Origin of the sequence: Kitasatospora sp. NPDC059973 (assembly GCF_042737525.1) — a bacterium.
Lineage (GTDB): Bacteria > Actinomycetota > Actinomycetes > Streptomycetales > Streptomycetaceae > Kitasatospora.
Genome location: NZ_JBHWUI010000090.1, coordinates 22,385 through 35,976, shown reverse-complemented (window position 1 = coordinate 35,976; position 13,592 = coordinate 22,385). Strand labels below are relative to the sequence as shown.

Annotated in this window: 11 protein-coding genes; 6 read left to right on the top strand and 5 right to left on the bottom strand. The window is 73.8% G+C overall.

What is annotated here, in order from left to right; genetic code table 11:
• Nucleotides 1-213 precede the first annotated feature (213 nt).
• Nucleotides 214-645: a hypothetical protein gene (locus tag ACFWA9_RS23710; RefSeq protein ID WP_380389564.1), complete on the top strand. Its 432-nt coding sequence runs from the start codon at nt 214-216 to the stop codon at nt 643-645.
• Nucleotides 646-1,338: 693 nt separating this feature from the next.
• Here the strand turns inward: ACFWA9_RS23710 and fxlM are convergent.
• The 4 genes from fxlM to ACFWA9_RS23690 form a co-directional block, all read right to left on the bottom strand.
• On the bottom strand, nt 1,339-2,544 hold the full coding sequence (fxlM, locus tag ACFWA9_RS23705) for a methyltransferase, FxLD system (RefSeq protein ID WP_380389562.1): 1,206 nt from the start codon (nt 2,542-2,544) through the stop codon (nt 1,339-1,341).
• Nucleotides 2,545-2,579: 35 nt separating this feature from the next.
• Complete coding sequence (locus tag ACFWA9_RS23700) at nt 2,580-3,761, bottom strand: lanthionine synthetase C family protein (protein ID WP_380389560.1); 1,182 nt, start codon at nt 3,759-3,761, stop codon at nt 2,580-2,582.
• The gene (locus ACFWA9_RS23695) at nt 3,758-6,769 is read right to left on the bottom strand and encodes a lantibiotic dehydratase (RefSeq protein ID WP_380389558.1); all 3,012 of its coding nucleotides are present in this window, start codon (nt 6,767-6,769) and stop codon (nt 3,758-3,760) included. Before ACFWA9_RS23695 ends, ACFWA9_RS23700 begins: the two co-directional genes overlap by 4 nt.
• A gap of 81 nt (nt 6,770-6,850) precedes the next feature.
• Nucleotides 6,851-7,015 (bottom strand): FxLD family lanthipeptide, encoded by a 165-nt coding sequence (locus ACFWA9_RS23690; protein ID WP_352297564.1) that lies wholly within the window; start codon nt 7,013-7,015, stop codon nt 6,851-6,853.
• A gap of 332 nt (nt 7,016-7,347) precedes the next feature.
• Here ACFWA9_RS23690 and ACFWA9_RS23685 point away from each other — a divergent pair, with 332 nt between their 5' ends.
• Entirely contained in the window at nt 7,348-8,607 is a 1,260-nt protein-coding gene (locus ACFWA9_RS23685; protein ID WP_380389557.1) for a helix-turn-helix domain-containing protein, read from the top strand.
• Between the two features lie 2 nt (nt 8,608-8,609).
• Here the strand turns inward: ACFWA9_RS23685 and cutA are convergent, their stop codons facing one another.
• Nucleotides 8,610-8,933 (bottom strand): divalent-cation tolerance protein CutA, encoded by a 324-nt coding sequence (gene cutA, locus ACFWA9_RS23680; RefSeq protein WP_380389555.1) that lies wholly within the window; start codon nt 8,931-8,933, stop codon nt 8,610-8,612.
• Nucleotides 8,934-9,564: 631 nt separating this feature from the next.
• Here cutA and ACFWA9_RS23675 point away from each other — a divergent pair.
• From ACFWA9_RS23675 to ACFWA9_RS23660, 4 genes are all read left to right on the top strand, one after another.
• Complete coding sequence (locus ACFWA9_RS23675; protein WP_380389554.1) at nt 9,565-9,759, top strand: YegP family protein; 195 nt, start codon at nt 9,565-9,567, stop codon at nt 9,757-9,759.
• Between the two features lie 129 nt (nt 9,760-9,888).
• Nucleotides 9,889-11,151 (top strand): glycosyltransferase family 4 protein, encoded by a 1,263-nt coding sequence (locus ACFWA9_RS23670; RefSeq protein ID WP_380389552.1) that lies wholly within the window; start codon nt 9,889-9,891, stop codon nt 11,149-11,151.
• Nucleotides 11,148-12,395: a glycosyltransferase gene (locus tag ACFWA9_RS23665; RefSeq protein WP_380389550.1), complete on the top strand. Its 1,248-nt coding sequence runs from the start codon at nt 11,148-11,150 to the stop codon at nt 12,393-12,395. Before ACFWA9_RS23670 ends, ACFWA9_RS23665 begins: the two co-directional genes overlap by 4 nt.
• Nucleotides 12,392-13,441 (top strand): SGNH/GDSL hydrolase family protein, encoded by a 1,050-nt coding sequence (locus tag ACFWA9_RS23660; protein WP_380389548.1) that lies wholly within the window; start codon nt 12,392-12,394, stop codon nt 13,439-13,441. The genes ACFWA9_RS23665 and ACFWA9_RS23660 overlap by 4 nt, the downstream gene beginning before the upstream one ends.
• Nucleotides 13,442-13,592 lie beyond the last annotated feature (151 nt).

Sequence of the window (13,592 nt, the reverse complement as noted above, 5' to 3'; positions counted from 1 at the left end):
GGGCGGCGGTGGCGGGCCGGGCGGCGGTGGCGGGCCGGGCGGCGGTGGCGGGCCGGGCGGCGGTGGCGGGCCGGGGAACACTCCGGGCGGCGGACCCGGCGCTCCGCCCGGGCGGTCACGGCAGCAAGCCGTTCGGGCCTGGCTGGGCCACTGGTCCACCGTCCTCGGCGGTCTCGGGACGCTGCTCGCGGGCGTCGCCGCCGTCCTGACCTGGTGGCAGTTGCGGGGAACGACTCCCCGCACCCGGCGCCCTCCGGCGGGCCGGCCGCCGCCGCCCCGGCACCGGCGAGCCCGTACGCGTCGACGACTCCTGGCTCGGCGGCCACCGCCACGGCGGCGTCCTGGGCCGGGACCTGGCGCGGGAGCATCACCCAGGGCCGCGAGAAGTACGTCCTCCTCGTACGGATCCGTGACGCGCAGATCGGCGAGGAGTTCGCGGACGCCGAGTACTCACCGCTCGGCTGCACCACGGTCTGGCTGCTCACCGAGCGCCTCCCGAAACGGCTGACCGGCCACGAGAGGGTCACCCGCAACACCCGGACGACGTGCGCGAACGGCGACTTCGTGCTGGAGCCGCGCAGCGACGGCACGCTCCTGTTCGACTGGGGCTCGTCCCGGGCCACCGGCATCCTGACCCGCGAGTAGCACCGGCCTGAAACTCTCGGCCCGATCGCGGTAGGGGGTGACCCATCTGGCCCATCTGGCATGCGGTGGTGGGAACTTGGGCCTACGTTGCGGTGCGAGGGGGCTACCTGACCGAAAGGTGAAGACCCGCCTCCAAGGATTCCGCCGCCACGTCGGAGAGCGGAGTCGGCGAGACGGCCCGGCACGATCCACGTCCACGACCAGCGCAAGAGGCGTCGACCGGCACCTCCTCCGAGGACACTAAGAGGGATTCCGGACCATAGGACGAGGCAGGCCGCCCTCGCACACGGAGCGCTCGACGCCCGTGTCAGCCGACACGACCGAGAGTGGCCCCGAAGTGGCGCGACTCGCACACGGCTGTGACACCGTGCGCCAGGATGGAGCGACTCCCATGAGCGCGGCCCCACCTGAGATGCCTCACTGACCCGACTCCATGGTCAGCGGCCTTCTGCCAGGCCACTTGGCATACGGGCAGGAAGGGCACAAGGCCGCGCAAACTGACAAGGCGGCGAGCGCCGTGGTCAGGGAGCAGTTCCCGCACGTACGGGGCCAATGACAAGTGCTCGCAGGCCAGTTCGAACAGCACGGAGCAATCCCCGCGCTCGCGGGGGTTGCTCCGGCCCCGGGGAATTCATTCCCCGGGGCCGCTGAGGGTACTTCCAGGAGGGCGCCGGCCCCGCGTCCGGCAGAGCATCAGTAGGCGATGGCCATCCTGATGCTGGGCTTGTCGATGACGTACCGGCTGCCGATCTGCTCGTCCGTCGTCCCGGCCGGGTAGAGCGTGACGGTAGGCCGGGCGTCCCGCGCGGTGTCCCAGCGGCGGATCTCGTCACACAGCCGGTCGGCAAGGCGCTGACCGGCCGGGCCGTGTCCGGCGGCGCCCAGCTCGAAGCGCACACCGTCTTCGGTCTCGCGGCGAGTCAAGGTGAGGTACGCGAGCGACTCTCCCTCGGCCAGAGCAGGGCTGCGGCTGGGGATGGCGGGCTTGCACAGGCCGCTGTCGACGGCGGCCCGGTCAGCCTCGATCCGGCAAGTGGCCGGGTCGGTGGCGCTCAGCCGCAGCCACACACCGTCGAACGACTCGTCACCTCGGACCGTGATCCCGGAGGCGACCTCGGCCTTCGGCTGGCCGAGGACACCCAGAAGGGCCGCAGGGTCGATCGACTGGTCTGCGTCGAAGTGCAGCGCGACCAGGCCGTCAGCGTCGATCGTGGCGGTGCGCTCGCCGTCTTGGCCGAGCATGGGCACGAAGCCGCACAGCTCGACGACATCCGAGACCATCCGGCCACCCTGGCGCTCGAGGCCCAGGCAACGGGCCTGACCGCGCCAGCTGAGCGGGACAACGAGACGGGCGCCGGGGTCCAGCTGCTCCCACCAGGCCGCGGGGATGTCCCAGGCTCCGACGGTGACGATCATTCGGTCGGGGTGGCCGTGCTCGGGCGCGCCGAGGGCACCGTCCCGGGTCAGCACGACGACGGCGGTGTTTCCGGTGGCGTCCAGCGTCTTACGGGCATGCGCGGTCACGTCCTCATCGATGTCGAGGGTGACGACCTTGCCGTCCGGGCCGACCAGGTGGGCCAGCAGGGCAGCGTTCCAGCCGGTGCCGGCGCCGATCTCCATCACGGTGTCGCCGGGCTCCGCCCTCAACCACACCAGCATGTCGGCAACCAGCGACGGCACCGATGCGCAGCTGAGCGGCAGGCCGCCGGCCGGGTTCGCCTTGATGGTCACGGCCCGGTCCGCGTACGCCTGCTCGGCGGTGGCGTCAGGCACGAACTCGTGCCGGGGAACGGACCGCAGGGCGCTCTCGACGGCGGCCGTCAGTGGGTGGGCGGCCGCGATGGTGTCGACCATCCGGTCCCGCAGGGTGTTCGGGGAGGCGGGGGTAGCGGTGCTCATCGAGGTGCTGTCCTTCGTAGCGGGGCGGGGCGTGGTCAGCCGGCCAGGAGTAGGCAGGCGTCCCAACGAGAGACGGGCGGGGTGGTCACAGAGGTGGTGTGCTGGGCGAGGCGGAGCCCGGCGGTGCCTTCGAGCAGTCCGGTGCCCTCCAGCTGGTCGCCGCCGCGCAGGTGGCGGTCCATCAACGCGCGCAACTTCGGCAGCTGACGGGCGAGCCGGTCGTCGCGGGCGTCGGCGGCGGCCCGCCAGGTGGTCAGCAGGAGGCCGGCCCAGCCGTGGCAGACGGTTGCGTCGGTGAGGTCGAACAGCTGGGCGGAGTCGCTGACGCACCCGACGAGGGCGTCCTCCGCGATCCGCTGCCGGTCTGGGTCGTGGAGGGCGAGACCGGCGAGCTGCTGGGCTCGGGCCTGACCGGGAGTGCCGTAGCACCACGAAGGGCGCTGCGGCCCGCCCTGGCTGACCTTCCCGGCCCTCCATTCGGCCCTGGAGAGCATGCCCGGCCACCAGGCCCGTGCGCCGTCGCCTTGGCGATGCTGGTCCAGCCAGGCGCAGATGCGGGCGATCGTGCCAGCCTGCCCGGGGACGCCGATGCCGTGTCTCATCGCCGTCGAGACTAGTGCAAGGGGCCCACAAATACCGTGCGCCAGACCGGCGTTGGCGTGTCCGCCGGGCCAGTGGCGGGACGGCGTGTCGGCCGGGCCGTTCTCGCACCACCAGCCAGGCAGTACCTCGCCGCCGATGGTGACCGGGGCGGTCAGGCGGACCAGGAAGGACAGGACGTCCCGCAGTAGAGCGGTGTCGCCGTGACGGGCCAGCTGGTAGGCGCCGAGGCCGGTCAGTCCGCTGATGAGGTCCCACTCCCGCAGCTCCGGCAGCAGCCCGGCGTCGATCCGGGCGTTGGCGCTGACCAGGCGGGCTCGGGTGATCCGGTCGATGTGCGGGTCCAGGGAGGCCAGGGCCCGCCCGTAGGAGGGGTGCTGGGCCGCGTTGAGGACGAACCCGACGGCCGGGGCGCCGTTGAACAGGCCATCGTCGGGCAGCGCGGTGACGGGCTGGCGGGTCATCGCCGCCACCCACTGGTGGGCGTCCGCCCACTGGATGTCACCGGAGAGCGCGTACTCGATCTGTTCCAGCGCGCTCCCGGCAGCTCCGTCGGCCAGAGCCTGGCCCCAGCCCGGCGCCAGGTCGACCGCGGGCGGCTGCTGTACCCGGTTCACCGCTCGCCTCCAATCGCGGTCTGCCGGGCGCGGGCAGCCTGCCGGGCCAGGTAGCGGCAGACCTTCTCGCCGTCCGGATCGAGGCCAACGGCCCGGTTGTGGTGCATGTGCAGCAGGGACTCCAGCACTGCGTCCACGTCGGTGTCCTCGGACAGGCTCCGCCGGTAGGCGGCCAGCGCCATCGCGCGCTCCCGCCAGGCGGCACCGACCTCAGCTGTCCAGCCCCGCAGGTCGGTGTGCGAGCCGAAGCGAACCAGCGGGACGACCTGATCGGCGACAACTCGGTCCGCCACCACCGATACAACGGGCCGGGTCGCCAGCCAGCCTCTGGCGACGCCGGGACCAAGGAAGCCCTCGGCGATGTGCACCATGTTCAGCGCGGCCAGCGCGGTCGGGTGGACGGCGGCCGGCGGCAGGTGGCGGAGCTGGGCGATCACCAGGCGGGAGTCCGCGGTGAACACACCCTCCACGGCCTCCAGCGCGGGGCCGGTGCCATACCGGCCGATCTCCGGGGCGTACGTGTCGAAGGACAGGCCGCCAGCCAGCCCGCCGTCCCGCAGTCGCTGACCCCACTGGCCGACCGCTTCCGCGACCTGCTCGAACCCGCCGTCCGGGAGACGCAATCGAAGGCGGATGTGGTCGCTCTCGTTCGGGCTGCGATAGCGGACGAACCAGCACGCCAGCTGGTCCAGGGAGGCGAGGAGCTGGGGCACATGGGCGGCGATGATCTCGGTGAAGTACTCCGGGTGGGAGGGGACCTTTACGTTCAGCCAACGGCCGGCCGGGACGCCCGGCAGCGTGCCGTGAGTGCGTGTGTCGATCCTCGGCAGCGGCCCGACCAACGGCGACGAGGTGCCCGGTCCCGAGCGGGCGAGAGGTACGGCGATCTCGTGCGCGTGCCCGCCGAGCCAACCGAAGTCCTCGGCGGCAGCGGTCTCGGTGAGGAAGGCCTGCCCGGCCCTCTCCACCTGGTTAGCCAGGATCGCGACGTGCAACGGCTCGTCCAGGGCCAGCCGCAGAGTGCGGTCGTCGTCGCGTAGCTCCACCAGCGCCGGGCAGTGCCAGCGGTGCCGCCACCCAGGCAGGTCGGCCAGGTCCGCGCGGGTGACGAGCCAGCGGGCCGGGGCCAGGACGGTCCTGCCGTAGCGCACCCGGGGCAGGTACGGCAGCGACCGGGCGTGCGGGCCCCAGTCGAAGCCGGTCCAGGAAGGCGAGAACGCCCGGGTCAGGTGCGCGAGGAACCGGGCGATCGGCGGAGTCTGCTTCTCCAGCGCCAGCGCGTGGAACACCTGCGGCTCGACGACACGATTCCGGGAGACGCTGACCAGGTACAGCCGGTCGCGGGTGGCGGTGACCGCCAGGTCCTGCACCGAGATGACCTCCACCCCGTGGTCCACGGTCCGGTGCTCGCCCAACGAGATGACGTGCGGCAGGTAGGCGGGGACACGGATGACGTTCTCCGAGTGGGGGAACAGCGGCGGGAAGGACAACTGCGCAGGCAGGGCCCCCTCCACGAGAGTCGGAATCCCCCGGTAGACCTCGGCGAGGCCCGCCCCGGTCGCGGCGACGGAGAACCGCGACGTGAGCGTCCCAGCCGCGCGCGCCGGTGCCACCGTGAGCCGATAGTCCCCGGAACGGACAGCATCGAGGTCGGCGGCGTGGAGACGGGCGGAGATCTCGACGTGCGGCGCGACGCGCCGGGCGTCGAAGCCCAGGTCACCCGACAGAGCTGCGATCGCCTCATCGGTGAGGACGATCTCCCGACCGCCGTCGGCAAGCACCCGCCAGGCCAGCGCGAGCAGCCTCTCGTCACGGCCGTTCGGACCCCGCGTAGGAGGGGTCATCGTGCTGCCTGGGTACTCGGCCGGGTAACCGAGCCCAGTGGCAGGGTCGAGAAGTTCGGCCAGCGGCACCAGCGTGCCGGTGCCGTAGCGCTCCCAGAACGCGGAGTGGTAATTCCGCCAGACCACGTCACCGGTCGGCTGGCGGGTCAGCCGAAGCAGGGCGCCGGCGGCCCGCTCAAGTTCCCCGACGAGGACGGCGGGCAGCCGGACGTCGCAGTCGAGGACCAGGTCCAAGGCCAGCGGCGTCCGCCCCTCCGCCGCAAGGCGGCGCATCCGCTGCCGGGTCGCCTCGCGCTCTCCGGCGAGGTCGCTGCTGAGGTCGGCGTGGTTGTGCCGGTGCAGCTCGTCGCGGATCGCGGCGAGTTCGGCCAGGATCGGCGCGGTCGCCGGGAGCGTCGCGGCGTCGACCCGGTAGAGCTGGGCGAGGACGTGCGCGAGCGGATCGGTGACGGTCAGCGGAGCGCGGAGGCTAGTGAGCAGGAAGCCCCGCCAAACGAGTTCAGCCAGCAGGCCGGCAGCCTTGGCCCGCTGCACGTTGGCGGTGTCGGCGAGCTTATCGGCGAGGGCCGCGAAGCCCACGGGGAGCACGGCGGCCTCCTGCACGAAGGAGATCACGCTCGTGCGGCGGATGCTCAGCCGGCTCGGGCCACCCGGGTTGATCTGAAGACGTCCGCCGCGCTGGGCGGCGAGGTTGTTGAACACCACGTCGAGACGTTCGACCAGGTCTCGGTCGGCCTCCAGGGTGTCGGTGACCGCCGCCAGCCACTCGGTGTCGACGCGCGCTACCGGCCGGTGCCGGGTGCCCCACCGCACATCCGGGACAAGCCCGACACCGGCGTGGGCGACTCCGGCGAACAGGCCGAACGGGGTGGGGCGTCCGGTGGCCCGCAGCAGGTAGCGGGCGGCGGCGACGGCGGCCCGCCGGACCTGCTTGGGCTTCACCGGCCGGCCAGCCGCGATGGCGTCGACGCGCTCGGCCAGACTTGCGCTGGCCTCGCGGATCGCGGCAGCGAAGCCGGCGTCGGACCAGACCTCCTCCAGCCAGGCGCGGCATGCCGCCTCGTCGGCCGGCTCCGGCCACCGGTCGGGGACGCGGGCCAGCGGGGCGGCGGCAGCCCGCAGGAGGGCCGTACCGGAGTACTGGTAGGGCGAGCGGGCGTTCATCCGTTCCTCCGCTGTCGGGGACCGAAAGGGGTGGTGCTGGGGCCGGGGACACGAAGTCCCCGGCCCCAGCGGTGTTGTGGATCAGACGGCGCTGGCACAGGACGACGCGCAGGTCGAGGCGCATCCGTCCGAGGTGCCGCACGCCTTCGGCAGGCGGTCGCCGCCCAACTCGGTGGTGACCATCACGTCGAGGTCGAACGGGTCGGCCTCCGGGGCCTTCGGCATGAGCACGGTGGTGTTCACCATGTCGGTACTCCTTCTACGTCGCTCGGATTCGGTGTCGCCTCCCGACTGTCAGGGAGGAGTTCAGGAGCTCGGCCGGTGGCCGGGCGAAGGGCCTCCCGGACCCGGTGTCGTCGGCGGCCCGGGAGGAGCATGGGGGCTTTACGCACGCAGGGTCGGCATCAGCCGGGTCGACAGCAGCCCGAGTGCTTCCGACGGCTAGCCAGGCCGCTGTGACCAGTCAACGACTCTCAGTCGTCAACCGCAGGTGCCAGAGATGGGCGCGTTTCTCAGCGGGGGCCAGTTTGGGGGGCCAGGATGGAGGAGTGATCTAACGGCGCCCGGGGGTAGGCCGCATGATGGGTAGTCAGGAAATCGGTGCAATCCTCCGGGCCCTCCGGAAGCGCGCCGGACGAACCAGACCCGAGCAGGCAGAAGAGATCCAGCGCTTCCAGGGCGGCAGGTTCGTCGACCCCGACCGCCTCAAGCGCTGGGAGAGCGGTGCACGCATCCCCACTTCGAGTGACTTCCAGCTGATCGCCGACGCCTACGGCCTCCACCTGGAGCAGGTGCGGCAAGCCGTGATCCGGGCCCGTCAGGCCCGGCGCCTGGCTCAGCTGCACCCCTTGATCGAGCAAGAGACGGAGGAACCCCCGGTGGAACGACGATCATTCATAGGAGCAGTGCTCGCGGCGGGAGTGGCTTCCCAACCGTGGGGCCGGCTCGCCGCCGCGCTCGAAGGCGGCGCCGTCGACAAGACGACCACCGCCCGGCTCGAAGCCACCACCGCCGAGATGTTCACCGCTGAGGAGCACATGCCCGCCCGGCTTCTCGCCGCCCGGCTCGCCGAGCACCTCGACACCATCACCACCGTCTTGCCGAACGCGGGCCCCTACCGGCGTGGCCTAACAATCGCCGCCGCCGAGACCGCCGCCCTCGCCGGCTGGCTGTACTGGGATCTCGGCGACCACGACACCGCCCGCCGCTACTACTCCACCGCCAGCTTCGCCGGCCGCCAGGCGGGCCACGGCGCCGTCAACGCCCTCGTCCTCGGCTACGCCTCGTACGGCGTCGAACCGGAGCGGGCCCGCGAGATGCTGACCGCCGCCCAGCAGCACGTCCGAGGCCAGGGCTACGCCACCGCCCGGTCCTGGCTGTGCGCCCGCGAGGCCGAGGAAGCCGCCGCCATGGGCGACCAGGAGGCCGCGGTGCGCGCCCTCGACCGCGCCAACACCGCCTTCGACTACGCCGACCCCGCCGGCGAGCAGGCCTGGGTGTCCTTCTTCGGCCCGGCCCGCCTCGGGTCGATGGGCGTCTCCACCTACGCGTGGCTCCGCCACCCCGGCCTAACCGCCGCAGCGGACGAGACCCTGGCAACGCTCGGCGGCCTTGACACCAAGGTCCGCGTCGCCGTCCTCGGCGACGTCGCGACCGGCTACCTCACCGCCGGCGACGTCGAGCAGGCCGTCTCCGTCGGCCGCCAGGCGCTCGCCGCCACCGTCGAGACCGAGACCACCATGGGCAAAGTCCGCCTCCTCGCCCTGGCCGACCAACTCCCCGAAGGCAACAGCGAGGCCCGGACCTTCCGCGAGGAGATCCGGGCCGCCGTCATCTGACCTCAGGCCGTCGTCTCCGCCCGGATCCAGTCCAGGTAGCCGTCGGAGCCGACCGTCACCGGGACCCCGATGACCTCGGGCACGTCGTAGGAGTGGTGCTCGCCGATGAACTCGGCGAGCCGGCCGCCCAGATCGGCCCGAGTCTTGAAATCGACCCGCCACTCCTGACCGGACTCCACCTTGCCCTCCCACCAGTACACCGAGCTGATCGGATAGACCTGCGCGCACGCGGCCAAGCGCTCCCCGACCGCCTTCGCGGCCAGCTCGCGGGCCTTCGTCTCGTCGTCGTGGGTCGTCGTCACCACGAGGAAGCCACTGGTCGTCACGATCCGAGCGTATCGATTCAGATCACCCCCCGGGAACCACGCCGACCGTCGGAAGCGGCCAGCGGGCCCGTGTCAGAAACCCTGAGCATACTGAGGACCACTGCCCCCACGCCGGCCCTACGACAGCGCGGGTGCATTGCCCTACGGACCATCAGCCCGCCCTGCGCGGCGAAACGTTGTCGAACACCGTCCGGCTTGTGCGGCCCATCGGCCCCGCGCTCGCAGGGCTCCGAGCTGTCGTGGTCCATCAGCTGTGTCAGTGACGCCGGAAGCGCGTAGCGACGCGAAGGCTGGACGTCCAGAGCCAAAGCGGGCGCCAGCCGCATCCCGTCCCATCTGCCACCCGTGCACCCGGCCACACTGCCGCCTGAGCCTCGCGATGCCTACCTATCTCGAAGCTCCGCTTGCATGTGAGCAGGGCAGATGCAGAGCAAACCCAATGAGGGGGCGGCGACCAGGCAAGCCGGTCGCCGCCCCCTCGCACCCCCAAGCAAGGCCTCACGCCTCTCACCCAAGCGCGACAATGACCCATTCGGCGTAGACCCGAACGCCTCATCTGGCGTGCCATTGAAGGGATTTGGCTCTACGTTGCGATGCGAGGGGGCTACCTGAACGAGAGGCGAACACTGCCATGGCAGGGAAGTTCGAGCTGTACACCGACGAGACCGGCATGCACCGGTTCCGGCTCAAGGCGAGCAACGGCACCGTCGTCGTGACGGGCGATCCGCACGAGAGCCGGGACGACTGCATCAGGAGCATCGAGTCGATCCGGAAGCTCGCGCCCTACGCGGAGCTCAAGGAGCCGGCGGCCGGTCCGGCCCGGTAGGGCGGACGCACCGCGCTTCGGGCGGGTGAGGGCGCAAACGCGGGTCGGTGGCACAATCGCCGACCCGCGTTCGTTTGTTCGACAGATCCCTTTGGCCGCCTGCACGCCGGACGCGGACAGAACGATGGCATGCGCGTCGTCATCGTCACCGAATCCTTTCCGCCCGAGGTCAACGGAGTCGCCCACAGCGTGCTGCGGACGGCCGAGCATCTGGTCCGCCGGGGCCACCAGCCGCTCGTCATCACCCCGGCACCCGCGCGGGGGGCCGAGTGCCCGCCGCACGTCTTCGGCGGCGGGACGGGGGCGGCCGAGCTGCCCGTGGTCCGCGTCCCGTCCGTCCCGCTGCCGGGCTACCCGCAGGTCCGGATCGCGCTGCCCGGCCGGCAGCTGACGGCCGCGATCGCCGGTCACCGGCCCGACATCGTCCACCTGGCCAGCCCGTTCGTGCTCGGCGCGCGCGGGATGCAGGCCGCCGCCCGGCTGGGTGTTCCCGCCGTCGCCGTCTACCAGACCGACCTCGCCGGGTACGCGCACGCCTACCGCGCGGGCCGCGGGCTGGGCGAGGCCGCGGCCTGGCACCGGATCCGGACCGTCCACCGTGCCGCCGCCCGCACCCTCGCGCCCTCCACCCCGGCGGCGCAGGACCTCACCGCCCACGGCGTGCCGCGGGTGCGGCTCTGGCCGCGCGGGGTGGACTCGGTCCGCTTCCACCCGCGCCACCGTGACGAGACGCTGCACCGGGCCCTCGCGCCCGGCGGGGAGGTGCTGGTCGGGTACGTCGGGCGGCTCGCGCCCGAGAAGCGGGTCGACCTGCTGGCGAGCGCCTCGGCGCTGCCCGGGGTACGGGTCGTGGTGATCGGCGACGGACCGTCCGCGCCGGGGCTGAAGGCCGCGATGCCCGGCGCGGTCTTCCTCGGCCGGCGGACCGGGGAGGAGCTGGCGCGCTGTTTCGCCACCCTGGACGTGTTCGTGCACACCGGCCCGCTGGAGACCTTCTGCCAGACCATCCAGGAGGCGATGGCCAGCGGGGTCCCGGTGGTCGGCCCGGCCGCCGGGGGGCCGCTGGACCTGGTCGGCCACCGCCGGACCGGCCTGCTGGTGCCGCCGAGGGACGGCGCGGCGGTGGCCCGGGCGGTCACCACGCTGGCCGGCGACGCCGAGCTGCGGGCCGCCTACGGGCGGGCCGGGCGGGCGGACGTGACGGCCCGCACCTGGGAGGCGGTCGGGGACCTCCTGCTGGGGCACTACGCGGAGGTGCTGGCCGAGCACCGCGGCACCGCGGTGGCCGAGGTCACGGGTGCGACCGGACCGGGCCACGAGGGCGCGGCCCCGACGGCCGACCAGGTGCGCCCCGCCGAGGGCGCCCCGGTGGCGGAGGAGCTCCCGGCATGACCGACCACGGAGCCTCGCTCCGGATCGTCCGGGTGGCGAACTTCGTCACTCCGGTCTCGGGCGGACTGCGCACGGCCCTGCGCCACCTCGGCGAGGGCTACCGGTCCGCCGGCCACACACCGGTGCTGGTCGTCCCCGGCGAGCGGCGGACGGAGGAGGAGACCGGGCAGGGGCTGGTGGTCACCCTGCCCGGACCGGTGCTGCCCGGCAGCGGCGGCTACCGGCTGCTCACCGACCGGCGGGCGCTCGCCCACGAGCTGACCCGTCTGGCGCCGGACCGACTGGAGGTCTCCGACCGCACGACGCTGCGCTGGACCGGCGGCTGGGCCCGGCGCCACGGCCTGCGCTCGGTCATGGTGTCGCACGAGAGCACCGCCGGGCTGCTCCGCACCTGGGGCCTGCCCGGCCCGCTCGCCACCGCGGCCGCCGACCGGCTCAACCTCCGCACCGCCCGGTCCTACGACACCGTGGTCTGCACCACCGACTGGGCGGCCGCCGAGTTCCGCCGCCTGGGCGTACGAAACCTCGCTCAGGCACCGCTGGGGGTGGACCTGACCGCCATGCGCCCCCTCACGGCCGCCGAGCGGGCGGACGAGCGGGCGCGCTACGCGGACCCGGGGCAGGCGCTGCTGGTGCTCTGCTCCCGCCTCTCGGCGGAGAAGCACCCCGAGCGCGCCGTCGACGCCCTCGCCGAGCTGTCCTCGGCCGGGCTGCCGGCCGTCCTGGTGGTGGCCGGCACCGGACCGCTCCGGTCGCGGCTGGCCACCCGGGCCGGGCGGCTCCGGCTGCCGGTGCGCTTCGTCGGGCACGTGGCCGGGCGGGGCGCTCTGGCCCGGCTGCTCGGCTGCGCCGACGTGGTGCTCGCCCCCGGGCCGGTCGAGACCTTCGGGCTGGCCGCGCTGGAGGCGCTGGCGTGCGGCACGCCGGTCGCGGTCAGCCGGTCCTCGGCGCTTCCCGCCCTGGTGGGCCCGGCCGGTGTCGCGGCCGACGACACCGGCGCGGGATTCGCGGGGGCGACGCGTGAGCTGCTCGCACGCCCCGAGGAGGAGCGCCGCGCCGCCGCCCGCGCCCGGGCCGAACAGTACGGCTGGCCCGCCGCGGTGGCGGCCTTCCTCGCCGCGCACCGTGCGGCGGGCGTGGTGCCGGCGCCGCTCGGGACGCCGGACCGCGGGCAGGCCCGGGCCCAGGAGCGGGTGCGGGACCGGGCGGTCTCCCCGGCCGCCCGGGCGGAGGAGGCGCGATGAGCACGGCCGTGGTGGGGGACGAGGGTGGCGAGACGCTCCCGGGCACGGCGCGCCCGGAGGCGGTGCCCCAGGAGCCCCCGCCCCTGACGGCGGTGACCCCGGGCGGCGTGCGCGGAGAGCGGAACGCGGGTGCCGGGAGCGCCGTCGAGCCGGTGCGGTTCGTGGCCCTCGGCGACTCCCTCACGGAGGGCGTCGGTGACCCGGTCACCGGCGGCTGGCGGGGCTGGGCGGCGCTGCTCTCCGGCTCACTGGCTCCGCCGGGGGTCGGCGTCGAGTTCACCAACCTCGCGCGGAGCGGGGCCCGCACCACCGATCTGACGACCGAGCAGCTGCCCGCCGCGCTGGTGCTGCGCCCCCGGCTGGCCGCCGTGGTGGTCGGGGGCAACGACACCCTGCGGTCGGGGTTCGACATCGGCCGCACCGCCCGGGAGCTGGACACCACGCTCCGCGAACTCTCCCGCGGCGGCGCCCTGGTGCTCACCGCGTGCCTGCCCGACCCGGGCACGCTGCTGCGACTGCCACGGCCGCTGGCCCGGCCACTGGCCCGCCGGATGGACGCGGTGAACACCGTGGTGCACGCCCTCTCCGCGCGCCACCGCGCCCTCCACCTGCACGTCGCCGGCCTGCCCTGGACGGCGCGGCGCGGCTTGCTGAGCGTGGACCGGCTCCACCCCAGCGCCGAGGGGCACCGGCTGATCGCCCGGGGCTTCCACGAGTTGCTCGCGGCCGCCGGCCGGCCGCTCGGTCCGGCCCCCGCCGGCGGTCCCGTCGACCCGCCCCCGGGCGCCGTCACCGACCTCTGGTGGATGGCCACCCGCGGCACCAGCTGGGTCGCCGAACGCAGCACGGACCTGCTCCCCGGCCTGCTCGCGCTGGCCGCCGTCGAAGGCTGGGCACGCCTGCGCGGCGCCACCGGCCGCCACGACGAGCGGATGGCCCGGGCGGCGGCGGCCGCGCTCGGCGCGCTCGCACCGGTCGACGCGGAGCCACGCGGACCGGTCGACGCGCTCGCGCCGGCCGGGCCGCACGGCGACCCGCCGACGTGATCGCGCCTCACCGCCGGACGGACCGCTACGGCGGGTACCGCCGGTACGCCCGTTCGCCGCGGTGACCGGCGGGGAACCGTTCGGAGCCAGTGAGGTGTCGTGGTGAGCAGCGGGCGGATCGACCCGCCCGGGTCGAGGAGGGAGTCGGAAC

Bases quoted from the DNA above. Each gene is read 5' to 3' on its own strand.
- ACFWA9_RS23665 (WP_380389550.1), top strand. From the start codon at position 11,148: ATGACCGACCACGGAGCCTCGCTCCGGATCGTCCGGGTGGCGAACTTC.
- ACFWA9_RS23690 (WP_352297564.1), bottom strand. From the start codon at position 7,015: ATGGTGAACACCACCGTGCTCATGCCGAAGGCCCCGGAGGCCGACCCG.
- ACFWA9_RS23685 (WP_380389557.1), top strand. From the start codon at position 7,348: ATGATGGGTAGTCAGGAAATCGGTGCAATCCTCCGGGCCCTCCGGAAG.
- ACFWA9_RS23695 (WP_380389558.1), bottom strand. From the start codon at position 6,769: ATGAACGCCCGCTCGCCCTACCAGTACTCCGGTACGGCCCTCCTGCGG.
- ACFWA9_RS23660 (WP_380389548.1), top strand. From the start codon at position 12,392: ATGAGCACGGCCGTGGTGGGGGACGAGGGTGGCGAGACGCTCCCGGGC.
- ACFWA9_RS23670 (WP_380389552.1), top strand. From the start codon at position 9,889: ATGCGCGTCGTCATCGTCACCGAATCCTTTCCGCCCGAGGTCAACGGA.
- ACFWA9_RS23675 (WP_380389554.1), top strand. From the start codon at position 9,565: ATGGCAGGGAAGTTCGAGCTGTACACCGACGAGACCGGCATGCACCGG.
- fxlM (WP_380389562.1), bottom strand. From the start codon at position 2,544: ATGAGCACCGCTACCCCCGCCTCCCCGAACACCCTGCGGGACCGGATG.